This is a genomic window from Streptomyces sp. JHA26, from assembly GCF_002005565.1.
Taxonomy (GTDB): Bacteria; Actinomycetota; Actinomycetes; order Streptomycetales; family Streptomycetaceae; genus Streptomyces.
In genome coordinates this window covers 1-24,058 of the sequence record NZ_BDJC01000047.1, presented here as the reverse complement: position 1 = coordinate 24,058, position 24,058 = coordinate 1, and the positions used below count along the sequence as shown (strand labels likewise).

Annotated in this window: 21 protein-coding genes and 1 pseudogene; 9 read left to right on the top strand and 13 right to left on the bottom strand. The window is 74.1% G+C overall.

Annotated elements, in window-relative coordinates:
• Positions 1–42: 42 nt before the first annotated feature.
• A complete protein-coding gene (locus JHAT_RS25035) occupies positions 43–2,964 on the top strand; it encodes a glycoside hydrolase family 48 protein (protein WP_077800515.1) in 2,922 nt (973 codons plus the stop codon).
• Positions 2,965–3,048: 84 nt separating this feature from the next.
• Here the strand turns inward: JHAT_RS25035 and JHAT_RS25030 are convergent, their stop codons facing one another.
• Positions 3,049–3,723 carry a hypothetical protein gene (locus JHAT_RS25030; protein ID WP_077800514.1) on the bottom strand — a complete coding sequence of 225 codons (675 nt, stop codon included), beginning with the start codon at positions 3,721–3,723 and terminating at the stop codon, positions 3,049–3,051.
• A gap of 162 nt (positions 3,724–3,885) precedes the next feature.
• Here JHAT_RS25030 and JHAT_RS25025 point away from each other — a divergent pair, with 162 nt between their 5' ends.
• Positions 3,886–4,299, top strand: a complete 414-nt coding sequence (locus JHAT_RS25025) for a VOC family protein (RefSeq protein WP_077800513.1) — start codon at positions 3,886–3,888, stop codon at positions 4,297–4,299.
• Between the two features lie 301 nt (positions 4,300–4,600).
• Here the strand turns inward: JHAT_RS25025 and JHAT_RS25020 are convergent, their stop codons facing one another.
• The 3 genes from JHAT_RS25020 to JHAT_RS25010 form a co-directional block, all read right to left on the bottom strand.
• Complete coding sequence (locus tag JHAT_RS25020) at positions 4,601–6,475, bottom strand: rhamnogalacturonan lyase (RefSeq protein WP_077800512.1); 1,875 nt, start codon at positions 6,473–6,475, stop codon at positions 4,601–4,603.
• Positions 6,476–6,552: 77 nt separating this feature from the next.
• Positions 6,553–7,293 carry a class I SAM-dependent methyltransferase gene (locus tag JHAT_RS25015; protein ID WP_077800511.1) on the bottom strand — a complete coding sequence of 247 codons (741 nt, stop codon included), beginning with the start codon at positions 7,291–7,293 and terminating at the stop codon, positions 6,553–6,555.
• 4 nt (positions 7,294–7,297) lie between these two features.
• A complete protein-coding gene (locus JHAT_RS25010) occupies positions 7,298–7,603 on the bottom strand; it encodes a 4a-hydroxytetrahydrobiopterin dehydratase (protein WP_077800510.1) in 306 nt (101 codons plus the stop codon).
• Positions 7,604–7,745: 142 nt separating this feature from the next.
• Here JHAT_RS25010 and JHAT_RS25005 point away from each other — a divergent pair, with 142 nt between their 5' ends.
• A complete protein-coding gene (locus JHAT_RS25005; RefSeq protein WP_077800509.1) occupies positions 7,746–8,561 on the top strand; it encodes a helix-turn-helix domain-containing protein in 816 nt (271 codons plus the stop codon).
• Here the strand turns inward: JHAT_RS25005 and JHAT_RS25000 are convergent.
• Positions 8,543–8,968, bottom strand: a complete 426-nt coding sequence (locus tag JHAT_RS25000) for a hypothetical protein (RefSeq protein ID WP_077800508.1) — start codon at positions 8,966–8,968, stop codon at positions 8,543–8,545. The two genes, JHAT_RS25005 and JHAT_RS25000, sit on opposite strands and share 19 nt — an antisense overlap.
• 221 nt (positions 8,969–9,189) lie before the next feature.
• On the opposite strand from JHAT_RS25000, the gene JHAT_RS24995 reads away from it, so the two are divergent.
• Together JHAT_RS24995 and JHAT_RS24990 are read left to right on the top strand one after the other, a co-directional pair.
• Positions 9,190–10,053, top strand: a complete 864-nt coding sequence (locus JHAT_RS24995; RefSeq protein ID WP_077800507.1) for a helix-turn-helix transcriptional regulator — start codon at positions 9,190–9,192, stop codon at positions 10,051–10,053.
• 41 nt (positions 10,054–10,094) lie between these two features.
• Positions 10,095–10,910: an SAM-dependent methyltransferase gene (locus JHAT_RS24990; RefSeq protein WP_077800506.1), complete on the top strand. Its 816-nt coding sequence runs from the start codon at positions 10,095–10,097 to the stop codon at positions 10,908–10,910.
• Between the two features lie 83 nt (positions 10,911–10,993).
• Here the strand turns inward: JHAT_RS24990 and JHAT_RS24985 are convergent, their stop codons facing one another.
• From JHAT_RS24985 to JHAT_RS24970, 4 genes are all read right to left on the bottom strand, one after another.
• The gene (locus JHAT_RS24985; protein WP_077800505.1) at positions 10,994–11,419 is read right to left on the bottom strand and encodes an OsmC family protein; all 426 of its coding nucleotides are present in this window, start codon (positions 11,417–11,419) and stop codon (positions 10,994–10,996) included.
• A 91-nt stretch (positions 11,420–11,510) separates the two neighbouring features.
• Positions 11,511–12,923, bottom strand: a complete 1,413-nt coding sequence (locus JHAT_RS24980) for an amino acid permease (protein ID WP_077800504.1) — start codon at positions 12,921–12,923, stop codon at positions 11,511–11,513.
• An 84-nt stretch (positions 12,924–13,007) separates the two neighbouring features.
• Positions 13,008–15,140, bottom strand: a complete 2,133-nt coding sequence (locus JHAT_RS24975; RefSeq protein ID WP_077800503.1) for a phage holin family protein — start codon at positions 15,138–15,140, stop codon at positions 13,008–13,010.
• 125 nt (positions 15,141–15,265) lie between these two features.
• On the bottom strand, positions 15,266–15,667 hold the full coding sequence (locus tag JHAT_RS24970) for a recombinase family protein (protein ID WP_077800502.1): 402 nt from the start codon (positions 15,665–15,667) through the stop codon (positions 15,266–15,268).
• Between the two features lie 83 nt (positions 15,668–15,750).
• Between JHAT_RS24970 and JHAT_RS24965 the strand changes: the two genes are divergently transcribed.
• Positions 15,751–16,524, top strand: a complete 774-nt coding sequence (locus JHAT_RS24965) for an MBL fold metallo-hydrolase (RefSeq protein ID WP_171991038.1) — start codon at positions 15,751–15,753, stop codon at positions 16,522–16,524.
• Positions 16,521–17,147 carry a DedA family protein gene (locus JHAT_RS24960; protein ID WP_077800501.1) on the top strand — a complete coding sequence of 209 codons (627 nt, stop codon included), beginning with the start codon at positions 16,521–16,523 and terminating at the stop codon, positions 17,145–17,147. The genes JHAT_RS24965 and JHAT_RS24960 overlap by 4 nt, the downstream gene beginning before the upstream one ends.
• Before the next feature lie 82 nt (positions 17,148–17,229).
• On the opposite strand, the gene JHAT_RS24955 is transcribed toward JHAT_RS24960, so the two are convergent.
• The 4 genes from JHAT_RS24955 to JHAT_RS24940 all read right to left on the bottom strand — a co-directional run bounded on the left by JHAT_RS24955 (position 17,230) and on the right by JHAT_RS24940 (position 21,845).
• Positions 17,230–18,294, bottom strand: coding sequence for an MBL fold metallo-hydrolase (locus JHAT_RS24955; RefSeq protein WP_077800500.1), 1,065 nt, complete (start codon positions 18,292–18,294; stop codon positions 17,230–17,232).
• Positions 18,291–19,613: an aminotransferase class I/II-fold pyridoxal phosphate-dependent enzyme gene (locus tag JHAT_RS24950; protein ID WP_107482015.1), complete on the bottom strand. Its 1,323-nt coding sequence runs from the start codon at positions 19,611–19,613 to the stop codon at positions 18,291–18,293. The genes JHAT_RS24955 and JHAT_RS24950 overlap by 4 nt, the downstream gene beginning before the upstream one ends.
• 144 nt (positions 19,614–19,757) lie before the next feature.
• Positions 19,758–20,888: a hypothetical protein gene (locus JHAT_RS24945; RefSeq protein WP_077800499.1), complete on the bottom strand. Its 1,131-nt coding sequence runs from the start codon at positions 20,886–20,888 to the stop codon at positions 19,758–19,760.
• 162 nt (positions 20,889–21,050) lie between these two features.
• Positions 21,051–21,845: an RNA polymerase sigma factor SigF gene (locus JHAT_RS24940; RefSeq protein ID WP_077800498.1), complete on the bottom strand. Its 795-nt coding sequence runs from the start codon at positions 21,843–21,845 to the stop codon at positions 21,051–21,053.
• 408 nt (positions 21,846–22,253) lie between these two features.
• On the opposite strand from JHAT_RS24940, the gene JHAT_RS24935 reads away from it, so the two are divergent.
• Complete coding sequence (locus JHAT_RS24935) at positions 22,254–23,447, top strand: AAA family ATPase (RefSeq protein ID WP_107482014.1); 1,194 nt, start codon at positions 22,254–22,256, stop codon at positions 23,445–23,447.
• A gap of 20 nt (positions 23,448–23,467) precedes the next feature.
• Positions 23,468–24,058 (top strand): annotated as a pseudogene (locus tag JHAT_RS24930) (hypothetical protein); the annotation flags it as partial.

Genomic DNA, 24,058 nt, shown 5'->3' with positions numbered 1-24,058 from the left:
CCTCCCCCACTCCCCTTCGAGCCGCAAGGAGGAACCAGCACCATGCACCCCTTACGCAGACGCAGACGCCGTGGCACACGGCACCTGTGGACGGCCGCGGCGGCGGCCCTCGCCCTTCCCCTCACCATGGTCGGCACCGGTGCGACTCCCGCCCGGGCGGCGGCGCTCCAGTGCAGCGTCGACTACCGGACCAACGACTGGGGCTCCGGTTTCACCGCCGATCTGACCCTCACCAACCGCGGTTCCGACGTCATCGACGGCTGGACGCTGACCTACTCCTACACGGGTGACCAGAAGCTGACGAACGGCTGGAACGGCAGCTGGTCCCAGTCCGGCCGGACGGTCACCGTGAGGAACGCCCCGTACAACGCGCGGATCGCGGCCGGCGCCGCCGTCTCCACCGGCGGGCAGTTCACCTACAGCGGCACCAACACCGCACCGACGGGTTTCGCGGTCAACGGCACCCCGTGCACCGGCGCGCACCAGCCGCCGATCGCCGTGCTGACCAGCCCGGAGGCGGGCGCCGTGTACACGCAGGGCGAGGCGGTGCCCCTGGCGGCCACGGCCGCCGCCGCGGACGGCGCCACCATAGCCAAGGTGGAGTTCTACGACGACACCACCCTGCTGGGCACGGACACCAGCGCGCCCTACACGTACTCGGCCTCCGGCTTGACCGTGGGCAGTCATTCCCTGGTGGCGAAGGCCTACGACAGCGAGGGCGCCTCCGCGGACTCGACCCCGGTCGGCATCACCGTCGCCTCGGGACCGGCCGTGGTCGCCACGCCCAGTCAACTCGGGGTCCAGCAGGGCGAGTCGGCCACGTACGAGGTCAAGCTGTCCAAGCAGCCGGCTGCGGACGTGACGGTGACGACGGCGCGGGTGAGCGGCAACACCGGCCTGTCCGTCACCGGCGGGGCCCGTCTCACCTTCACCCCGTCGAACTGGCAGACCGCGCAGAAGGTGACCGTGGCCGCCGACGCCTCCGGTACCGGCTCGGCGGTCTTCGAGTCGACGGCCCCGGGGCACGGCAAGGCCTCGGTGACGGTGACGCAGCTGGCGGCGGCGAAGGACTACGACGCCCGCTTCCTGGAGCTGTACGGCAAGATCACCGATCCGGCGAGCGGTTACTTCTCCCCCGAGGGCATCCCGTACCACTCGGTGGAGACGCTGATCGTCGAGGCACCGGACCACGGGCACGAGACCACGTCCGAGGCGTACAGCTACCTGCTGTGGCTCCAGGCGATGTACGGCAAGGTCACCGGTGACTGGTCCAAGTTCAACAACGCCTGGGGAATCATGGAGAAGTACATGATCCCCACGCACGCCGACCAGCCGACCAGCTCCTTCTACAACGCGTCCAAGCCGGCCACGTACGCCCCCGAGCTGGACACGCCCGAGGAGTACCCGGCGAAGCTCGACGGCACCGTGCCCGTCGGCCCGGACCCGATCGCCGCCGAGCTGAAGTCGGCGTACGGCACGGACGACGTGTACGGCATGCACTGGCTCCAGGACGTCGACAACACCTACGGCTACGGCAACTCGCCCGGCAAGTGCGAGGCGGGCCCCTCCGACACCGGCCCGTCGTACATCAACACCTTCCAGCGCGGCGCGCAGGAGTCGGTGTGGGAGACGGTGCCGCAGCCGACCTGCGACGCCTTCAAGTACGGCGGGAGGAACGGCTACCTGGACCTGTTCACCGGTGACTCCTCCTACGCCAAGCAGTGGAAGTTCACCAACGCCCCGGACGCCGACGCGCGCGCCGTGCAGGCCGCGTACTGGGCGGACGTCTGGGCCAAGCAGCAGGGCAAGGGCGCCGCGGTCTCCGGAACGGTGGCCAAGGCGGCCAAGATGGGCGACTACCTGCGCTACGCGATGTACGACAAGTACTTCAAGAAGGTCGGCACCTGCGTGGGCCCGGCGAGCTGCCCGGCCGGCACCGGCAAGGACTCCTCGCACTACCTGCTGTCCTGGTACTACGCCTGGGGCGGGGCCACCGACACCTCGGCGGGCTGGGCCTGGCGCATCGGCTCCAGCCACGCCCACGGCGGCTACCAGAACCCGCTGGCCGCCTACGCCCTGAGCAGCTACGCCGACCTGAAGCCCAAGTCGGCGACGGGCGCGGCGGACTGGGCCAAGTCCCTGGACCGGCAGCTGGAGTTCTACCGCTGGCTGCAGTCCGACGAGGGCGCCATCGCGGGCGGCGCGACCAACAGCTGGGCGGGCCGGTACGCGACGCCGCCGGCCGGTACGCCGACCTTCTACGGCATGTACTACGACGAGAAGCCGGTGTACCACGACCCGCCGTCCAACCAGTGGTTCGGCTTCCAGGCGTGGTCCATGGAGCGGGTCGCCGAGTACTACCAGCAGACCGGTGACGCCGACGCCAAGACGGTCCTGGACAAGTGGGTGGACTGGGCGCTGTCGGAGACGACGGTCAACCCGGACGGCAGCTTCCGGATCCCGTCGACGCTGCAGTGGTCGGGCAAGCCCGACACCTGGAACGCCGCGTCCCCGGGCGCCAACGCGGGCCTGCACGTCACGGTCGCCGACTACACGAACGACGTCGGTGTGGCGGCGGCGTACGCCAAGACCCTGACGTACTACGCCGACCGCTCGGGCGACACCGAGGCGGCCGCCACCGCCAAGGCGCTGCTGGACGGCATGTGGGAGAACGACCAGGACGCGCTCGGCATCGCCGTCCCGGAGACCCGCGCCGACTACAACCGCTTCGACGACGCGGTTTCCGTCCCCGGCGGCTGGAGCGGCACCATGCCGAACGGCGACACGATCGACTCGTCGTCGACCTTCGCCTCGATCCGCTCCTTCTACCAGGACGACCCCGCCTGGTCGAAGATCGAGAGCTATCTCGCGGGCGGTGCCGCGCCCACGTTCACGTACCACCGCTTCTGGGCGCAGGCGGACATCGCCCTCGCCATGGGCGCGTACGCGGAGCTGCTCGAGTAGTCCCCGCGAGGCGCACCGCGGACGGAGCGGTTCTCCGGCTGCGGGCCGGGTGTGTCCGGCCCGCAGCCTTCCGCCGAAGGCGTGTTACTTGATCTCGCCCGTGAAGATGGCGGGGTCCGATTCGTAGTCCGGAACGACCTCGACCTGGACGAGCTTCTCGCCCTTGGGGAGTTCGCAGCCCCACGGCACGTTGATCGACCGTCCGGCGAGGAGCTGCGTCTCGGGGCCGCCGTTCAGGCCCGTGGCGCTGTCGAAGACGGCCTCGCTGCTGTGGCCGTCCTTGCCGTAGGAGCAGTTGACGGTGAGCGCGGTGGCGTCGAGCGTCTCGCTGCCGCCGTTGTCGACCTTGACGGTGAACCTCACGTACGGCGTGCTCTCGGGCATGGCGGTGTCGGTGGACACCGCCCGCTTGAAACCGGAGAGGCCGACCCGGATGTCGTTGGCGTAGGTGGCGGTGTCGCCGAGGGCGTACACCCCGTCGTCGGACGCCTCGGGGGCGGGTTCGGTCTCCTCGTCGGCCGCGGCGGCGTCCCCGGCGTCTCCGTCGGCCCCGGCCTCCACGGTCTCGGTCACGGTGACCGTGGGCGCCGGCTTCGCCTCGTCGTCGCCGGTGACACCGACGGTGACCGCGACCGCGACCGCGGCGGCGACCACGGCGGCGGCGACCGCGACGAGCGCGGTGTGATTCCGCTTCGGGGGCTGCGGGGGCGCCGGCGGCCAGTAGGGCGGCACGGGCGGCGGCGTGATGTGGTTACTCAAGGTTCTTCCCCCCGGGGCGGATGCGGTTGCGTGGCACATCATCTCCCGGAAACACCCGGGGTGAAGATCCCGTGACGAAACCGTGTCGGTGGCGCGGTGCGGTCGATGCCCCGGGGCCCGACCCGGGGTCCGGCCCGTTCGGTCCCGTGGCAAGATCGCGGGATGCTACGCCTGACCGACTTCATCATCGACTGCCCGGACACGATGACACTGGCAGCCTTCTACTCCGAGGTGTCGGGGCTGCCGGTCAAGGAGGGCAGCGACGAGAACTGGGCCGGTATCCGGTTCGGCGAGATCGAGCTGGCCTTCATCCGGGTGGAGGACTACCGCGCCCCGCAGTGGCCCGACAACGAGCACCCCAAGCAGTTCCACCTCGACTTCGAGGTCGACGACATCGAGGCCGAACAGCACCGCGTCCTGGCCCTCGGCGCGACCCTGCAGCGGGACTGCGCCGACCCCGACGGCTACGGCTTCCGCGTCTACACCGACCCCGTCGGCCACCCCTTCTGCCTCTGCCGCAACAAGGGTGTCATCTGGACCGATCAGGGCCTCATCTGGCCCGAGCGCGACCGGTAGGACGTGCTTCGAAGCAGGGGGAGCCACGCGTCGACGGCGGCGGTGCGGACGGTGGCCGGGCAGCGGACGGCCGGGCCGAGGAGCCCGGCGGCGGGCGGGCCGGGTCCCTTCCCCCGCGCGACGGGCGGCTCGGCAGGGGCGGGCAAAGTGGCGGGCCGGCCGGGAGCGCTGTCCGTCATGGTCCCCCGGGAGGTGCGGAAACGGGATGCCATCGCCGCACGTCGCCGCGGGGGCCTGGCCCGTCGGAGCCCATCGGTTCGGGATCGGGAGCGCCCCGGCCGCGTGACCGGGGCGCCCGGGGTCAGGGGGTGAACACCGCCGGCCTCGGTGCCCTCGCCATCCCGGCGCCGATGAAGAAGCTCGGGTGGGGCGGCTGGTTGTAGGCGGTGTTCTGCCAGGCCAGAGCCGTGCGGTACTGGGTGTCGTGGAGCAGCGTCGTGATGCGGGTGTCTGTGTCGTACGGCGTGGAGTAGATGCGCAGGGCCTTGTTGTCGCTGGTCCGCCAGACGACCTCCTCGCGCCAGTCGCCGAGGATGTCGCCGGAGAGGACCGGCGTGGCCTTGGTGCCGTTGTTCGACGCGACGCCGGAGCCGGTGAGCAGGCGGGTGTCACCGGAGGTGCCGTACTTGTCGATGCGGGTGCCGTCGAGGAGTTCGCGGACGGGGTCGCCGTCCCACCAGGACAGGAAGTTGGTGCTGGAGGGCTTGCGGCCGTTCACCACCGTGCCCTTGGGGTTGCGGATGCCGCTCTCGGCGGACGACCAGGACTCGGCGCCCGCGCTGCCGGACCAGATGTCGGCCGAGACGCCCCGGCCGTTGTCGCCGCCCGCGGGAGTGGACCAGACGACCTGCCCCGTGCGCGCGTCCGCCATCCAGGACGAGGGCTTCGATCCGTCCTCGTCGACCTTGAACTCCTCCAGGCCGGGGCGGGACGGATCCAGGTCACCGACGTGCATGGCGTCGCCGTGGCCGTTGCGCGTGGTCCACAGGGCGCCGCCGTCGTCGTCGACGGCCATGGCGCCGTAGACGATCTCGTCCTTGCCGTCGCCGTCGACGTCCGCGACGGACAGCTGGTGGTTGCCCTGCCCGTCGTAGCCCTTGCCGCTGTTGGTCGAGGAGTTGGTGTCGAAGGTCCAGCGGCGGGTGAAGGACCCGCCGCGCCAGTCCCAGGCGGCGACGACCGTGCGCGTGTAGTAGCCGCGGGCCATGATCAGGGAGGGCCGGGAGCCGTCCAGGTACGCCGTGCCCGCCAGGAAGCGGTCGACGCGGTTGCCGTAGGAGTCGCCCCAGGAGGAGACGGTGCCCCGGGCGGGGACGTAGTCGACGGTGCCCATGGCCTTGCCGGTCCGCCCGTCGAACATCGTCAGGTACTCGGGGCCGGACAGGACGTAGCCGGAGGAGTTGCGGTGGTCCGCCGAGGAGCTGCCGATGACCGCGCCGGTGCCGTCCTTCGTTCCGTCGGCGGTCTTCATGGCGACCTCGGCCCTGCCGTCGCCGTCGTAGTCGTACACCTGGAACTGCGTGTAGTGGGCGCCGGAGCGGATGTTGCGGCCCAGGTCGACGCGCCACAGGCGTGTGCCGTCGAGCCTGACGCCGTCGACGATCGTGTTGCCGGTGTAGCCGGCCTGGGAGTTGTCCTTGGCGTTGGTGGGCTGCCACTTGAGGACGATGTCGAGGGCGCCGTCGCCGTCGAGGTCGCCGACGGAGGCGTCGTTGGCCTCGTAGGTGTAGGAGACGCCGTCGGGGGTCGTGCCGCCGGCCGGCGGGCTGACGGGGACGTCCTTGTAGCCGGCCCGGAACTGGATCGCGTGGACCGAGTCGCCCTGTTCGACGCCGTTCACCACGGCGCGGACCGTGTAGTCGGCCTGGGCGGGGGCGCCGGCGTGGAAGTAGGTGGTGGAGCCGGTGACGGGCGAGGAGTTGACCTTCGTGCCGGCCCGGTAGACGTTGAAGGCGACGTCGTCCGGGTCGGTGCCGAGCCAGCGCCAGCCGACCAGGTTGCCGTCGGCGGTGTGGACGCTGACCACGCCCCGGTCCAGGGCCTCGGCCTGCCGGGCGGTGGCGGCCTGCGCGGTGTCGGTGGTGAGGGTCGTCAGGCCGGTGCCGAGGAGTCCGGCGGCGGCGAGGGCCGCGGCCAGGGCGAGGGGGCGTCTGCGGTGCTTGTGGGGGTGGCTCACGGGGCGGACCTCCTGGGGGACGGACGGTTTTCCGTCCCCCAGTCGCCGCCGGGGACAGCGGGGTTGCCGCCCTCCGGCTACGGTTTCGCGAACGCGCGGAGGGTGAAGACCGGATCGGGCCGGGGCCGGTCCTGGTCGGGCAGGGCCGCGAGGCGCTCGGCGAAGCGCTCGGCGAGTTCCCCGCCCGGCGGCAGCGTGACGAACCAGCCGCGCCGCAGGTCGGCGATGGTGCGCCGGGGGCTGCGGCCCTGGCCGTGGCCGGTGAAGCGGGCCTCGCCGACCGGTGCCAGGCCGTGGGCGCGGGCGTACGACTCGACCGCCTCGGCGGCGTCGTGGGCGGTGCTGGGCGGCCGCTCGGCGAGCACGGCGTCGATGTCGCTGCCCACGTTGTGCGCGGCCCCCTTGTCGACGGTCGTGACGTACACCCCGCCGGGCCGCAGCACGCGGGCGCACTCGCCGACGATGGCGCGCGCGTCCTCGACGCCGCCGGCCAGGTGCAGCAGCCACACGCTGCTCACGGCGTCGAACTCGCCGTCCCGGAAGGGAAGTCGGCGGCTGTCGGCCAGCACGACGGCGCCGGGGAGCCGGGCGGCGGCGCGGCGGGCCATGGCGGGGGCGAGGTCGACGCCGGTCACGCGCAGCCCCTCCCGCGCGGCCGCGAGCCGGCCGGTGACGATGCCGGTGCCGCAGGCGACGTCCAGCAGGCCGCGCGCCCGAGGGGGCACGAGGCTCAGGACGGCCCGTGCGGCGGCTTCGGCACGGGGTTCGCCGCCGCGCAGGGCGTCGTAGCGTTCCGCTTCCTGGTCGTAGTCGAGCACACGGTCAGTGTGCCCCGTGACCCCCGGCCAGTTCCTCCACCCTGCGGGCGAGCTCGACGTCCTTCTCGGTGACGGCGCCGCCCGCGCTGTGGGTGCTGACCGCCAGGGTCACCGTGTTGTAGCCGAGGGTCAGGTCGGAGTGGTGGTCGAGCTCCTCCTGCACCTGCGCGATGTGGACGACCATCGCGGTGGCCGCGAAGTGCGAGGCGAGCCGGTAGGCGCGGGTGAGGCGACCGGCGTCGAGGGACCAGCCCGGCAGCTCGGCCAGCCGCTCCTCGATCTCCTTCTGCGACAGCGGTTCGACGGGCATGGGCTGCGCTCCTCGTCTGCCAGGGGCGCGGGTGGCGGCCCCGTACGTCCTCGGTTCCCCTCCCAGCCTGCCACAGCGGGGCCGTCGCGGCCCGGATCGGAGCACCGGCCGGGCGGGCCCGCGGTCGACTACCGTTCGGCGTATGACCGCACTCGTGTCCGGTACCACCCCCACCGCCCGGGGCGTGGGTCCGCTGCTGCGGGCCTGGCGGGTCAGGCGGCGGGTCAGCCAGCTGGAGCTGGCGCTGCGCGCCGACTCGTCCGCCCGGCACATCAGCTTCATCGAGACGGGCCGTTCCCGCCCGAGCGAGGAGATGGTGCTGCGGCTCGCCGAGCGGCTCGACGTCCCCATGCGGGAGCGCAACGCGCTGCTGCTGGCGGCGGGCTACGCCCCGCACTATCCGGAGACCCCGCTGGACGACCCGGCGCTGGACGCGCTGCGCGCGGGCATGGAACGCCTGATCAAGGGCTACGAGCCCTATCCCGCGCTGGTGGTCGACGCGACGTACGACGTGCTGGCGGCCAACCAGGGCGTCGCGATGCTGATGGACGGCCTGCCCGGGCACCTGCTCACGCCCCGGCCGAACGCGATGCGGCTGGCGCTGCACCCGCAGGGCCTGGCGCCGCGCATCCGCAACCTGCGCGAGTGGCGCGGTCATCTGCTGGAACAGATGCGGCGGCAGATCGCCCTGGACCGTTCGCGATCCCTGCGGGCGCTGTACGAGGAGGTCGCGGCGTACCCGGTGCCGGACGACGCCCACGACGAGGAGCCGGACGAGCCGGTGCCGTACTTCGCGCTGCCGTTGCGCATCGAGCACGGGGGCCGGACGCTGTCGTTCATCTCGTCCATCTCCACCTTCAACACACCGATGGACGTGACGGTCGCCGAGCTGGCCATCGAGACGCTGCTCCCGGCCGACCCGGCGACGGTCGAGTACCTTCACACGTCCCTTTCCTGACGCTGCCTCAGCGCGGCGTGCTGCAGCAGCGCGAAGCCCGTGACGACGAGCGCCTGGAGCACGGTCCACACCGCGCCGGCCGTGGTGGGCGTGAGCCAGAGGGCCAGGGCGGCGAAACTCAGCGCCGCCCAGGCCAGGTTGGCCTCCACGACGGCCCGCACCGCGAGCGCCGGCGGGTGCCGGCGTGCGGCCAGCAGACCCACGGCCGTCGCGTACGCGGCCAGGAACGCGCCGAGACCGGCCACCAGCCCGGGCCCGGCCCCCAAGAAGCGGCCCAGTGGCCCGGACAGGGCGAGGTAGGCGAGCGCGTTGGCGCCGGTCACGGCCGCGTCCAGGGTCAGGAAGCGGCGGAGCATCAGCTGCGGCTCGAGGGTGCGGGCGAGTACGGCGAGCTGGTTCGTGGACATGGTGAGTCATCCTCCGTCGGGATCGGACAGGCTGCGGGGAGCCGGGGGCCGGGCCGGAGTGCGCCGGTCCGGCCCCCGGTGTCTCCACGATCCCGTCCGGGAGGGGAGGGGTCGATTACCCGGGGGGTAATCGACCCCTCCCCTCCCTCGCACCCCTTGTGGAACCGACAGGGGAACATGACAGACTGCGGGCGGACTTGGGCGCGTTGGGGAGGCGTGGCGTGAGCGAGCGACGGGCGGCACCCACCGTGGGTCAGGTGGTGCTGGGCAGGCGGCTGCAGGAGCTGCGGGAGGCGGCGGGCCTCAGGCGCGAGGAGGCCGCCAAGGTGCTCCGGGTGGCGCCGGCGACCGTACGGCGCATGGAGACGGCCGAGGTCGCCCTGAAAATACCGTACGTCCAGATCCTGTTGACGGAGTTCGGCGTCCCCGAGGACGAGGTCGCGGCGTTCGTCGCGCTGGCCGAGGAGGCGAACCGGCCGGGCTGGTGGCAGCGCTACACCGACGTGCTGCCGGACTGGTTCAGCCTGTACGTGAGCCTGGAGGGCGCGGCGCGGATCGTCCGCTCCTACGAACCGCACTTCGTGCCCGGCCTGTTCCAGACCGAGGACTACGCGCGCGCGGTCCTGGACGCCGGGACGATAGGGAACTCGGGACGGGAGGCCGTCGAGCGGCACGTGTCCCTGCGCATGGAGCGGCAGCGGCTGCTGGACCGGCCGGACCCGCCGCACCTGTGGGTGATCATGGACGAGACGGTGCTGCGGCGCCCGGTCAGCGTCCACGGCCGGGTGATGCGCGAACAGCTCGACCGGCTGCTGGAGCTCTCCGCCCGGGACCGGGTGACGCTGCAGGTCGCCGAGTTCGACGACGGTCCGCACCCGGGGACGTACGCGCCGTTCACCTTGTTCCGCTTCGCCGAGCCGGAGCTGCCCGACATGGTCTTCACCGAGTACCTGACCGGTGCGCTGTACCTGGACTCGCGCGAGGAGGTCTCCACGCACCTGGAGGTCCTGGACCACATGACGGCGCGTGCCGCCTCCGCCCAGCGCACCGAGAAGATCCTGCGGGAGTACCGCGAGGACTACTGACCCGGCCGCCCGACAGCACCCCCCGAGGGAGAAGACACCGCATGACCGGACCCGACGCCGCGTCCGCCCCCGTCGACACCAGCCGGCCGCATCCGGCCCGTGTCTACGACTGGTGGCTGGGCGGCAAGGACAACTACCCCGTGGACGAGGAGCTGGCCCGCAGGATCCTCGCCGCGGACGACACGGCGGTGCGCGGGGCGCGTGCCAACCGCCGGTTCATGCAGCGGGCGGTCCGTACGGTCGCCGAGGCCGGGGTGCGCCAGTTCCTCGACATCGGCACGGGCATCCCCACCGAGCCGAACCTGCACCAGGTGGCCCAGGGCGTCGCGCCCGAGGCGCGGGTGGTGTACGCCGACAACGACCCGATCGTGCTCCGGCACGCCGAGGCGCTGCTGCACGGCTCGGCGGAGGGCGCCACCGAGTACGTCCACGCCGACGTCCGGGACCCGGACACCATCCTGCGGCTGGCGGGCGAGTGCCTGGACTTCGACCGGCCCGTCGCCCTGTCGCTGGTGGCCCTCACGCACTACCTGGACGACGCGGTCGACGGCGACGACGTGTACGGGCTGCTGAAGCGGTACGTCGACGTCCTCGCGCCCGGCAGCCACCTGATCCTCTCCCAGGTCACGCCCGACCTGAACCCCGAGGCGGTCGGCCGGGCCGCCGCGCTGTTCGCCCGCGGCGGCACGCCGTTCCACCCGCGTCCGCTCGCCGAGTTCGCGCGGTTCTTCGACGGCCTGGAGCTGCTCGGCCCCGGCGTCATCCCGGTGATCGGGTGGCGGCCGGACCCCGAGGACGTGGCGGTCCACGCGGAGGGCATCGTCCCGGTGTACGCGGGGGTGGCGCGCAAGCCCTGAGCCCCCTCCCTGTACCGCACGCCCGCCCCCGCCCGGGTCGGCCGGAAGGCGTCGTTCCCTCCGGCCGACCCGAACGGCGGGCCCTAGGCCAGCTTGGCCGTCAGGGTGATGGTCGTGCCCGCCAGGGCCTGGCTGACCGGGCAGTTCTTCTTGGCGTCCTCGGCGGCGGCGGTGAACGCCTCCTCGTCGATGCCGGGGACGTCGCCCTCCACGGTGAGGTGGATGCCGGTGATGCCCGTGCCCGGCTGGAAGGTGACGTCGGCCGAGGTGGTCAGCTTGGCGGGCGGGGTGCCGGCGCCGGTCAGGCCGTGCGACAGCGCCATGGAGAAGCAGCTGGAGTGGGCGGCGGCGATCAGCTCCTCCGGGCTGGTCTTCCCGTTGGCCTGCTCGGCGCGCGACGGCCACGACACCGACTGCTCGCCGATGCCGGACGAGTCGAAGGTGACGACACCGCTTCCCTCGGTCAGGCTGCCTTCCCAGACGGTGTGTGCGGAGCGCGTGGTTGCCACGGCGGATCCTCTCGAATGCTCTTGCTGTACAGGGGCGGTGGGAAGCCCGTGTCCGGGTTCCCGCCCCCATCCGATCACACTCCGGCCCGGCTCACCCGGAAGACCGCTCCCCCTCCGGGGTCCGCTGCCGCCGGGCCGCCATCACCGCGTAGACCAGTACGCCCGCGAACAGGAACAGCACGCCCTGGTAGACGGCCGCGTAACCGGCGCCGGCGACCAGCCACAGGGAGAACGCGGCCGCCACGGAGGCGATCACGGCGTCGCGCACCAGCCGGGCGCGGTTCACGCGCTCGCGCTGCCCGGAGACCAGGTGGAAGAGCTGCGCGGCGGTGGCCAGCAGGTAGGGCACGGCCGCGGTGAAGGTGGTGACGAGGACCAGGACCTCGAAGATCTTCGCCGAGCCGGACGTGTAGTTGTAGACGGTGAGGAGGGAGGCGAGGACGACGGTGACGCCGACGCCGACGGTGGGGACACCGCGCCGCTTGCGGGCGAACACGGCCGGGAACAGGCCGTCCTTCGCGGCGGCGTACGGGGTCTGGGCGCTCAGCAGCGTCCAGCCGTTGAGGCAGCCGGTCATCGACACCAGGGCGGCGACCGCGACGGCCCAGCCGCCCCAGGCGCCGCCGAACATGGCGTTCACGGCGTCGGAGAAGGGGGCGGAGCTGTCGACCAGGCGGTCGTGGGCGACGGTGCCGAAGACGGAGAGGGTGCCGAGCAGGTAGACGAGGGCCGCGCCGCAGGTGCCGATGACCGTGGCCCGGCCGACCGTGCGGCGCGGGTTCTTGACCTCGCCCGCGCTGACCGCGGCGGACTCCACGCCGAGGTAGGAGAAGAGCAGGATCGCGGCGGCGGCGGAGACCGCGCCGATGCCGCTGCCGCCGGTCGCGTTGAACGGGCCGAGGTTGTCCGGGTCGAAGAAGAACAGTCCGCCGATCGCGACGAGCAGCAGCGGCGCGAACTTCAGCACCGTGGACACCAGCTGGACGGCGCCCACGTAGCGGGTGCCGGCGAAGTTGGCGAGCGCCGGCAGCCACTGGAGGACGAGCGCGGCCAGGCACGCGGTCCAGCGGTGGTCGTTCACCGGGATCAGGACGTCGAGGTAGCCGACGGCGGCGACGGCGAGCGCCGCGTTGGACACCCAGGTGGTGATCCAGTACGCCCAGGCGGCGAGGAAGCCGGCGAAGTCGCCGAAGGCCCCGCGGGCGTAGACGTAGGGGCCGCCGGTGCGGGGGTCGCGGGCGGCGAGCCGGCCGAAGACCAGGGCGAGGGTGATCGCGCCGACGGTCAGGACGCCGAAGGCGAGCAGGCTGATCGTGCCGAAGGGCGCGACCGAGGCCGGGAGCAGGAAGATGCCGCCGCCGATGATGTTGCCCATGACCAGGGCGGTGGCGACGGGCAGCCCGAAGCGGCGGGCGTGCCGGGTGGTGCCGGGTTCCGGGGTGGGGGCCGCGGGGGTCTCCCGCTGGTCCGGAGCCGGTGGGGGGACGGTCCCGGTGACGTGCATGGGGTGGAACGCCTTCCTTGGAACGAGTGCCCGGGATCGCCGGGGCCTCGCCCATGGTCCGGCATCCACGCGTACAGTGCCAAATCAGGCGATTTTGTCCTGCGCGAGCCCCTCGGGGACCGCAAAAGGTGCGCCGTCCCGGCTCGTGGACCGGGAATCGTCCACGGGGACCTGCGGGCCGTTCGACTCGCGCAGCCAGCGGCGCAGCACCCGGTGGACCTGCTCGGCGCCGACGATGTCCGTCCCGTCGCCGGCCGGCGCGGACAGGACGACGGGCGACAGCAGGAAGGCCCGCGACTGGGCGCCGCCGAGCCCGCCGTGGGAGCCGATCTGCTCCTCGAAGGCGAGGACCTCGCCGTCGGCCGGGTCGTGGGAGGAGTTGACCATGATGTCGGCGGTGTGCGGGAAGGAGTGCGTGCGGCGCACGGCGTCCGCGGCTCCGGGGCCGAACGGCGCGAGCGGGCCGGGGTCCTCGTCGAGCCGGTCCAGGGGCATCTCCGCGCCGCGCGCGCCGAGGACCACACCGCCGTGCTCCTCGCTGCGCACCAGCAGGAAGCCGATGCCGGGGTGGTTGGCGAGGGTGGGCAGCAGCGCCGGGTGGCGGGCGTCGATCTCCTCGCGGCTCATCCGGTGCGGCACGTCCGGGAAGGAGACGAGGCCGAGGTTGCCGGAGGCCAGCACGACCGGCTCCGAGTGGCGGTCGGCGGGCCGGCGCCGCTCCTCGCCCTCCTCGACGGGCCGGTGCAGGGCGGCCCGGACGGCGGTGCGCGCCTCGGCGCCGCTGCGGGTGCGCCGCGCCCGGCGCGGCACGGGCAGTCCGCAGCCGGCCCGCACCAGGTCGGCGAGGGTGAGGCCGTAACGGGAGCGGAAGGTCTCGCCGGGGCTCTGGCCGTGGTCGGACAGGACCACGATCCGGTACCGGCGGGGTGCGTGCTCGGCGACCTTCTCGATCAGCGCGAGGGACCGGTCGAGCCGCTGGAGGACCTTCGCGGCGTCCCGGCTGCGCGGTCCCGAGTGGTGCGCGACCTCGTCGTAGGCGACCAGGTCGGCGTAGACGGCGGTGCGTCCGGCGAGCATGTCGCCCATCACGGCGGCGACGACGACGTCCCGCTCGACGACGGTCGCGAAGGCCCGGACGAAGGGGTAGAGGCCGCCGCGGGAGACGCGGGGGCGGACCTTGTGGACGCGGGCGCGGGTGGACTGGCCGATCTCCCGGCACACCTCGGCGACGAAGGACAGGGCGGTGCGGACCGCGTTGGCCGGGTCGGAGAAGTAGGCGAAGTAGCCGGACCGGGAGCGGTTCTCCCGGCTGCGGCGGCGGGTGGCTATGGACAGCACGAGGGCCTGTTCGTCGGCGCCGCCGCTGAACAGGTTGCCGCGGCTGGCGCCGTCGAAGGTGAGCAGTCCGCCGTCGCCGGTGCGCTCGATGGCCCGCCGCTGGAGGTCGGCGGCGCTGGTGGGGCGGTTGCAGACGACCACCTCGCCGCTGTCCTTCTCGTACCACCGGAACGCCGGGACGTCGTGGTTGCTGCCGTGCAGGATGCCGAGCTGGCTGGCGCCGGTCTGGCTGGACCAGTCGGTGCGCCACGGGGCGAGCCGGTGGGTCGCGGAGGAGCCGTCGCGGCCGAGCCAGCGGGCGACGGTGGGCATCAGGCCCCCGTCGACCGCGTCCAGCAGCACGTCGTGGCCGACGCCGTCCAGTTGCAGGAAGACGGTGCCGGGGCCGGTCGGGCAGGGCGGGCCGGATCTGCGGCGGCGGTCGGCGAGCCGGTAGAGCCGGCGCCGGTAGGCGTCGTCGTCGCGCACGGCCAGGGCACCCCCGGTGGCCGAGGCCACGGCGGACATCACGGCGGCCACCACCACGGCGGTCTCCGGGGCGACGCCGCCGCGCGCGGTCGGGTTCACGTCCAGCGCGAGGAGCAGCAGTCCGCCGTTGAGGAAGAAGACCAGCAGCCCGAGGACCAGCGCGGGCACCAGCAGCAGCAGCCGGACCAGCAGCGGCCACACCAGGGCCGACAACAAGCCGAAGGCACCGGCGCCGACCGCGGCGGTGACGGCGATGTCGGTCGCGCTGTCACCGTCGGGGGACTGGAGCCGGAAGTCCGGGAGGATCCCGGCGAGCACCAGCATGGTCACCGTGGAGACGGCCCACACGGCGATGCTGCGCCCGATCTGACTGGCGCCCCGGCGCCAACGCCCTCCACCCACGCTCCGCACACCTCACGTCCCGGCCCGTCGTCCGCGCGGGCCCTCCCCACCCTGCCACAACGCTCCGGAACGCCTTTTTGTCCCCCCTGGCCCCGTTCACCCGGGACACGCCCGGTCTCCCGGCGGGCCGGTGGTCAGCGGCCGTCGTACCCGGCCGTCGGCATCGACAGCCTGCGGTGCACGCACGCCTTCATCCGGGCGTCGTACGACGGCTCCTCGTGCCCGACGGTCTCCACCCGCACCCCGCGCCGCGCGCACTCCGCGGTGAACTCCTCCACGGACGACAGCGCGCTCCGCAGCACCCGGTGGCTGGGCGCCACGAACAGGTCCTGCCCGGGGCGCACGTCGTCCCACAGCGCGTCGTGGTCGGGTCGCAACCCGCTGACCAGCAGTTCCCGGGTGACGACGTACCCCTGCTCGGCGGCCCAGCGTGCGCACATGGCGTGCTGGCTGCGGGAGTCGACGAGGAACGGATCGTCGTCCAGCCGTTCCAGTGGCGTCAGACTCGCGATCGCCGTCACCCGTAACGTCCTCACGGTGTCCCCCTCACCTCCCGTTTTCGCCGCCGACCCTACTCCTGGACGTAGGCTTCGGGGAGTCGCGCGAAGGAGGCAAAGAGGTGCCGGTGGAGCTCACGTGGTGGGGTCACGCCACCTGCACGGTCGAGGACTCGGACATACGTGTGCTCACCGACCCGCTGTTCGTCCGCCGGCTCGCCCACCTGCGCCGCCGGCGGGGCCCGGTGCCCCCGCCGGACGCCTGGCGCGCGGACGTGACGCTGGTGTCCCACCTGCACGCCGACCACCTGCACGTGCCGTCGCTCGCGCGGCTCGCGCCGGGCACGCGCCTGCTCGTGCCCCGGGGCGCGCGACGGGCGGTGCCGGGGCTGCGCCGGCTCGGGCACCTGCGGCTGACCGAGGTGGCGCCCGGTGACGAGACGACGGTCGGTGACCTGCGCGTACGCGTGGTGCCCGCGCGGCACGACGGGCGGCGGCTGCCGCTCGGCCCGCACCGCTCCCCCGCGCTCGGTTACGTGGTCGAGGGCGAGGGCCGCACGTACTTCGCCGGGGACACCGGCCTGTTCGACGGGATGGAGAAGGAGGTCGGGCCCGTCGACGCGGCGCTGCTGCCGGTCGGCGGCTGGGGGCCGTACCTGGGGCCCGACCACCTGGACGCGGGGCGGGCCGCCGAGGCGCTGGCCCGGCTGGCGCCGTCCACGGCGGTGCCGGTGCACTACGGCACGTACTGGCCGATCGGGATGGACGCCGTGCGCCCCCACGAGTTCCACACGCCGGGCGACGAGTTCGTGCGCCTGTCGGCGCTGCGCGCGCCGGACGTGGTGGTGCACCGGCTGGGGCACGGCGAGAGCGTGCGGGTGGGGGCCTCGAGGTGACCTTGCTGGGCACCGCCGTGACGAGCATCCCGACCGAACCGACCCAGCAGGCGCTGGGTTATCCGTCGTTGTTCCTGCTGGTGCTGATCGGGGCGCTGGTGCCGGTGGTGCCGACGGGCGTGCTGGTGAGTTCGGCGGCGGTGGTGGCGATGCACCAGACGCTGCCGTTCTCGCTGCTGATGGTGTTCGTGACGGCATCGCTGGCCGCGTTCTGCGGGGACATGGCGCTGTACTGGCTGGGGCGGCGCGGGGTCGGTTCGAAGAACGGGTCGCGCTGGCTGGAGGTGATCCGGTCCCGGGCGCCCGAGGACCGGCTGGAGCAGGCGCGGGAGAAGCTCGCCGAGCACGACGTCGCGGTGCTCGTGCTGTCCCGGCTGGTGCCGGCCGGCCGGATCCCGGTGATGCTGGCCTGCCTGCTGGCCGAGTGGCCCTCGCGCCGCTTCGCCCGGGGCAACCTGCCGGCCTGTGTGGCCTGGGCGGTGACGTACCAGCTGATCGGGATCCTGAGCGGCTCGCTGTTCAGCGAGCCGTGGGAGGGCGTGGCTGCGGCGATCGCGCTCACCGTGCTGGTGGGCGCGGCACCGAGCGCCTGGCGCCGGCTGCGGGGGCCGGCGAAGGCGTAGGGACGGCGGAACGCGGCCCCTACGCCTGGCGCCGGCTCGCCGTCCGGCACGCCGGAGTCACTCGCCGTCCGGCACGCGGGAGTCACTCGTCGTCCAGCACGCGGGAGCCGCCGACGGGCAGGTCCCACAGGTCCTCCCGCGGCAGGCCCGCCCGCTCCCACGCGGCGCGTACGCGGGTGAGCGGTTCCATGACCGGTTCGGCCGACAGCACGAAGGTGCCCCAGTGCATCGGCGCCATCCGCCGGGCCCCCAGGTCCCGGGCGGCCCGGACCGCCTCCTCCGGGTCGCAGTGCACGTCGCTGAGCCACCAGCGCGGGTCGTAGGCGCCGATGGGGAGCAGCGCGAGGTCGATGCCGGGGTGGCGGCGGCCGATGCGGGAGAACCAGTGGCCGTACCCGGTGTCGCCGGCGAAGTACACGCACCGGCCGTCGGGGCCGGTGAGGACCCAGCCGCCCCACAGGGTGCGGCAGGTGTCGGTGAGGCTGCGCTTGGACCAGTGGTGGGCCGGCACGAAGTCGAAGCGGACCCCGTCCAGCAGAGCCCCCTCCCACCAGTCCAGCTCGGTGACGCGGGTGAACCGGCGCCGGTGGAACCAGCGGCCGAGCCCGGCCGGGACGAACACCGGGGTGTCGCGCGGGAGCCGGCGCAGCGTCGGGGCGTCCAGGTGGTCGTAGTGGTTGTGGCTGATGACGACCGCGTCGACCCGCGGCAGGTCGTTCCAGGCGACGCCGACGGGGGTGATGCGGGCGGGGGTGCCGATGATGCGGCGGGACCAGACCGGGTCGGTGAGCACGGTGAGCCCGCCGATGCTCACCACCCAGCTGGCGTGTCCCACCCAGGTCACCGCGACGGTGCGGGCGTCCACGCGGGGCGGCGGGCCGGGGGCGTACGGCAGCCTGGGGATGTCGGCGAGGCCCTCGGGGCCGGGTCTGACCGCGCCCTCGCGGGCGAATCTGGCGAAGGCCTTCAGACCGGGCAGCGGTGCGGTCAGCCGGTCGTGGAAGGTCCGCGGCCACACCCGGCGTTCGGCCAGCGGCCGGGGCTCGGCGAGCGGTGGGGAGGGGGCGGCCGTGGCCGAGGGAGCGCGGGTGTCCTGGTCCTGGACGGGCGTGGTGGTGCTCGCGGTCGACCGGGGCTGCTGCGTCATCGAGGAGGCTCCCATCGCTGAGCGTCACAGAGATCGCCGAAGACCGACTTCAGACCGGTCAACGCGGCGTGCACGTGCGGAAGTTCCAACGGGTCGGGTGCGGCGAGGCATTCCGCGCGCCGCTCGTCGGTGTCCCCCAGCAACGGGCCGGTGGACAGCCGGACGCGCAGGGCGAGGAGGTCGTCGCCGAAGCGGTGGCCGCCGGGAGCGGGCATGCCGAGCCGGGCGGTGAGGAAGTCCTCCAGTTCCTGGGCGTCGCCGACTCCCCGGGCGCCGAGCGCGTCGCGCAGCGGGCCGAGGTCGGCGTACAGGTGGCGCCCGGCCTGCGGGGGCCGGGCGGTGGCGCCCGCGGCGACGACGGCGGCGTGCACGGCGGCGGCCACGCGCGCGTGCAGGCGTACGGCTGCCGACCGGCGGGCCGTGACCGACTCGGGTTCGGTGAGCACGTACCCGGCCGCGGCGGTCAGGGGCGCGGCGATGCGGGCGCCGAGCGCGGTGAGCACGTCGAGCACGCGCGCGTGCAGGCCGTTCCCGGCGGCGGACGCGGGGAAGCGGGCGACCGCGGCCGGCCAGCCCGGCGGCAGCAGCGCGCCGGCCAGGTCGGTGACGACGGTGACGTGGTCGGGCAGCATCTCGGCGGGGCTGAGCAGCACGGTGGCGTGCGGGTCGTGCAGGGTGTCGCGCCAGGTCTCGTCGTCGGCCAGGTGCAGTCCCTCGCCGACGGCGGCCTCGACGGTCTCGTGCATCAGCTCGGGCGGCGCGACGGTGCCGGTGGGGTCGTCGGCGACGGAGAGCACGAGCAGGCGCGGGTCGCCGCCCTCGGCGCGGACGCGGCGCACGGTCTCCAGGAGGGCGTACGGATCGGGGACGCCACCGGACTCGGCGGGGGTGGGGACGTGGAAGACGGGTCTGCCCAGCAGCCGTGCGTACGGTGCCCACCAGGCGGCGCAGGGACGCGGTACGAGGACGTCGCCGCCGAGCGCGGCGGTCAGCGCGAGCAGCAGGGCGCCCGCGCCGGGGGCGGCGGCCACGTGGCCCGGGTCGGTGGGCAGTCCGCGCCGGTTCCAGTAGCCGCAGGCGGCGTCCAGCAGGGCCGGGGCGCCACCGGCGGGTTCCTCGTGGGCGCGGCCCGCGGAGGCGGCGAGGACGGCGGACAGCTCGGGCAGCACGGGCAGCCCGTCCTCGGGAAGGTGCGGGCCCTGGCGGACGGTGCCGTGGCCTTCGGGGTCGTCGTCCCCGGGCACGCGGCCGACGGGGCTCCCGGCCCCGGGCGCCGCGTGGCGTTCGGGGGCGTCGTCCTCGGGGTCCGTCCGCCGCATGGGTGCCTCCGTCGTGCCGGGTCGTGTCACCGCCGGGCCACGGTCCGGTTCCTTCCTCGTGCTCCGGTCGTGCACCGAGTACCCATCGGGCCGCCCGGTCATGGCTCCGGCCCGCGTCGCGTCGATCACCCCGGCCGGGGCGGGTCAGTGGGCCCGGGTCCCCCTGCGCAGCCGCAGCCGCAGCCGGTACGCGGCCCCGCCGAACGCGCCCGCGATCAGGACGCCGCCGGCGGCCAGGGCGGGCACGGAGTCGGTGAGGGACCCTCCCGTACCGGCCTGCACCCCGTGCTCCGCCTTCCCGCCGCCGCAGGACGCGTCCCACGCCGTGGGCCCGGGGCACGGCGGCCTGGTCGTGCAGGGCACACCGTGCGTGGCGGAGTGGCCGGCGGGAGCGGCCCGGCCGGGGAGGGCGGACCGGTCGTAGGAGGTGACCCGGCCGGAGAGGGCGGACTGGTCGTCGGGGGCGGCCCGGCCGGAGAGGGCGGACTGGTCGTCGGGGACGGCCTCGTCGTTCGGGACGGTTTCCCCGCCGGGGACGGACCCGTCGCCCGGGACGGTTTCCCCGTCGAGGGCGGACCCGTCGCCCGGGGCCGCCTCGTCCGGTACCGCCTCGTCGCCCGGGGCGGCGGGCTCGGCATACGGCGCGGTCTCGTCACGTGCCGTCGGCTCGCCGTCGGGGACGACGGGTTCCTCACGCGGCACGACCGGCGCCTCGCGCGGCACGGCGGGTTCGTCGCGGGGCCCGGTGGACGGACGGCAGGAGGGCTCGGGGGCGGCGTTCCCCGGGGACCGGCCGGGTTCGGCGCCGCCGCTCGCCGGGGAGGACACCGTCATCGCCGCGCTCCAGGGCCTGCCCCCACCGCCGGACGACGCCGGGCAGGTGCCGTCGACGGTCCACGGCGAGGCGGGGCCCGCCGCGTCCGGGTCGGCCTCCAGTTCCCCGGCGGGGGCTATGCGCGCGGTGCCGCGATAGGCGGTCCGGGAGGTCCCGCCGTCCGCGCCCGCCACCTTCAGCAGCGCGACGGTGCCCCCGTCGAAGGCCGGCGAGACCGCGTCGAGGGTGTCCGGCGCGGCCCCGCCGGCCGGGTCGCAGGTGACCGAGACGGTGACGGTGTCGCCCGGACCGGCGTCGGCCGGACTGACCTCGGCGGCCGGTCCACCGGCGCCGGCCGGCCGCGGGGTGCCGCCCGGGTCCGCCGAGCCGGACCCGGCGAAGACGCCCAGGGCGGCACCGGAGAGTACGGCGGCGGACAGGACACGGGTGGTGCGGCGCATGGGTTCGGGCTCCTTCGAGCGACGGCTGCGGGGGCACGGCACTCGCGCCCCCGGCCATCACAGCCCGCCCGGCCCGGCGGCGCGCGCCGCCCTGCGCCGTTCGCGGGACCGGGGCGCCCGTGTGGGTGAGGGACGGGTTCGGACGCCCGCCGCGCCGCCGGGTCAGGCCGCCGGATCCCGCAGCACCTGTTCCCGCACCCGGTCGCAGCTCCGGCTGATCAGCCGGGAGACGTGCATCTGGGAGATGCCGAGCTGCTCGGCGATGCGGCTCTGGGTCATGTCGTCGAAGAACCGCATGTAGAGGATGGCGCGCTCCCGCTCGGGCAGGGCGGCCAGCCGTTCCCTGACGGCCTCGCGGTCGACGACGGTGTCGAGGGCCGGATCGGAGGCGCCGAGGCCGTCGACGAGCGAGTAGCCGTCGTCGCTGCCGGAGACCTCGGCGTCCAGGGACAGGGCCGTGAAGCTCTCCAGGGCCTCCATGCCCACCCGGACGTCCTCCTCGCTCAGATCGGCGTGTGCGGCGATCTCGGCGACGGTGGGCCTGTGGCCGGGCGTGGTCTGGGACAGCTCCTGCCCGGCGGAGCGGACGCGGTTGCGGAGTTCCTGGACCCGGCGCGGCACGTGCAGGGTCCACATGTGGTCACGGAAGTGGCGCTTGATCTCACCGGTGACGGTGGGTACGGCGTAGCTCTCGAAGGCGCTTCCGCGGGCGGGGTCGTACCGGTCGACGGCCTTGACGAGACCGAGGGCCGCGACCTGGCGCAGGTCCTCGTAGCTCTCGCCGCGGCTGCGGAAGCGTCCCGCGAGCCGTTCGGCCATGGGCAGCCAGGCCTCGACGATCCGGTCCCGGACCGCGTCGCGCTCCGGGCCCTCGGGAAGGGTGGTCAGACGGTGGAAGGCGTCCGCGGTGTCGGGGGCGTCGTCGTGCGGGTGCTTCGCGGCGGCTTGGATCGGCATGGTGCGTCGCAACTCCTTCGGAGTGCGGGGTCCTGTCGTCCCGCCGGGCGGGTGCCCGGCCGGCGCCGGGGCTCGCGGAGCTCTCCGTGGCGCGGGACGGGCGCCGGCGGTGCGACGACACGGCCCTGGGTTCGGGCGGTCACCGTGGGAGGGCGTCCGGGAACAGGACGGACGCGTCCGCGGCGGCGTCGTGCGGCTCCCACGGACGTGCCTCCTGTCCGAAGCACTGGAACTGCGCCTGCCCCCGCGCGCCCGCGTCAAACACCCCGGTCCCCGGTTCCGATACGGGGACGGGGGGTGGCCCGGCACCGTGGCGATCGCCTCGGCTACGTTGTCACCGCGTCGTGACCTCGGGGGGCGGGGCCGTCTCGTCGGCCCATCGGGGTGCCGGAGGCAAGGGAGTCGACCATGGAGGACGCGCAGGACACGGCCCGGAGGCTGCGGGCGATCGGCGACGAGCTGTCGGACCGTTTCTACGAGCGGGCCGACGTGGTGCGGACGCTGGTGGTGACGCTGCTGGCCGGACAGCACTCGCTGGTGCTCGGCCCGCCCGGAACGGCGAAGTCCGAGATGGCCCGCGAGCTCACGGGCAGGGTCGAGGGGGCGTCCTACTGGGAGATCCTCCTGTCGAAGTTCACCGCGCCGACGAGGATGTTCGGTCCCATCGACGTCGCCGCGCTGGCCCGGGGCGAGTACCGCCAGGTCTACGACGGCCGCGCCACGACCGCGCACATCGCGTTCATCGACGAGATCTTCAAGTGCTCCACGGCCGCGCTGAACGAGACGCTGGGCTACCTCAACGAGCGGATCTACCACCCGGAGAACGGCGGCGAGCCGATCCGCTGCCCGCTGATCGGCGCCATCACGGCGAGCAACGAGCTGCCCGGGGGAGAGGACTCGGCCGCGATCTACGACCGGCTGCTGGTGCGGATCGAGGTGAGGTACCTGGAGGACCCCTCGAACTTCGCCGCGCTGGTCCGCTCCGCCGTCGCCCGCCCGGCGGCCCCGCGGCGGACCACGGTGGAGCTGGCCGCCCTGCAGCACGCCGTGACCGAGGCCGTCCCGGCCGTGGAGGTCCCCGACGCGATCGTGGACGCGGTGTGCACGCTGCGGGCCGCCCTGCGCCGCAAGGAGCTCGTCGCCTCGGACCGCCGGTGGCGGCAGGCGGTGGGCCTGCTCCAGGCCTCCGCGTTCCTCGACGGCCGTCCGGAGGTCGCCGCGAGGGACCTGTCGGTGCTGACCCACGTGCTGTGGGACTCCCCCGCCCAGCGCCCGGTCGTCGAGCGCGAGGTGCTGCAGCTGGTCAACCCGGACGCCAAGGAGGCGCTCGACCTGGCCGACGTCGTCGAGGAGCTGGAGGTCCAGCTGGACGCGATGGCCGGGCAGTCCCGCGAGGCGCTGAGCGAGTGGGTCATCAAGAAGGCCCACAACAGGCTCGCCACGGCGGGGAAGCGGCTGGAGGAGCTGCGCGGGGAGGCGGCGGGCGCGGGCCGCTCCACCGCCACCATCGACCGGGTCACCGGCCGCTGGCGTGCCGTCCGCGCCCGCGTCCTCACCGAGGCCCTCGGCGTGGACGCGAGCACGGTGCAGGACCGGCTCTGAGCAGCGGGACGGACGGGACCATGGGAACGGCACCGAGCGGACCCGGCGGACCGGCGGGCGGGGCCGGGGCACGACCGCACCGGGCGGCCACCGCTTCCGGGAAGCACACCTCGGCCGTGGTCGCGGACCGCTTCGACCGGCTCACCTGGCGCGACACCTACGAGCAGTCGGCCGGACTGCGGGAGCTGACCGCGGAGCTGACCGAGCGCCACGAACACGCCGCCGACCTCCTGACCGACGCGTTCCTGGCCGCCTACCAGGCCCGCCCGCGCCTGCGCGGCCGCACGGAGATGTCCGTCTCCCGGCTGGTCAACCACCAGGCCCTCACGGCGCTGACGGAGTCACCGGAGTTCGCCGAGCTGCGCCGGGAGACGGTCGGGGACCCCTACGCCGCCGCCATGGCCGTCCTCGCCCAGGCCTCCGTGCTGCGCGGGCTGCTGGAGCACTCCCGGGACGCCCAGGAGCGGGCCGAGCGGGCGGAGAGGGCCCGGCGGGACGCCAGGGGCGAGACGCCGGACCAGGCCGCGGACGAGGCCGCCGAGGCCGCCGCGCGACAGGCCGCCGTGGACGCCGCGCAGGCCCTCGCGGCGGCGGTCCCCGGTGTGCGTGCC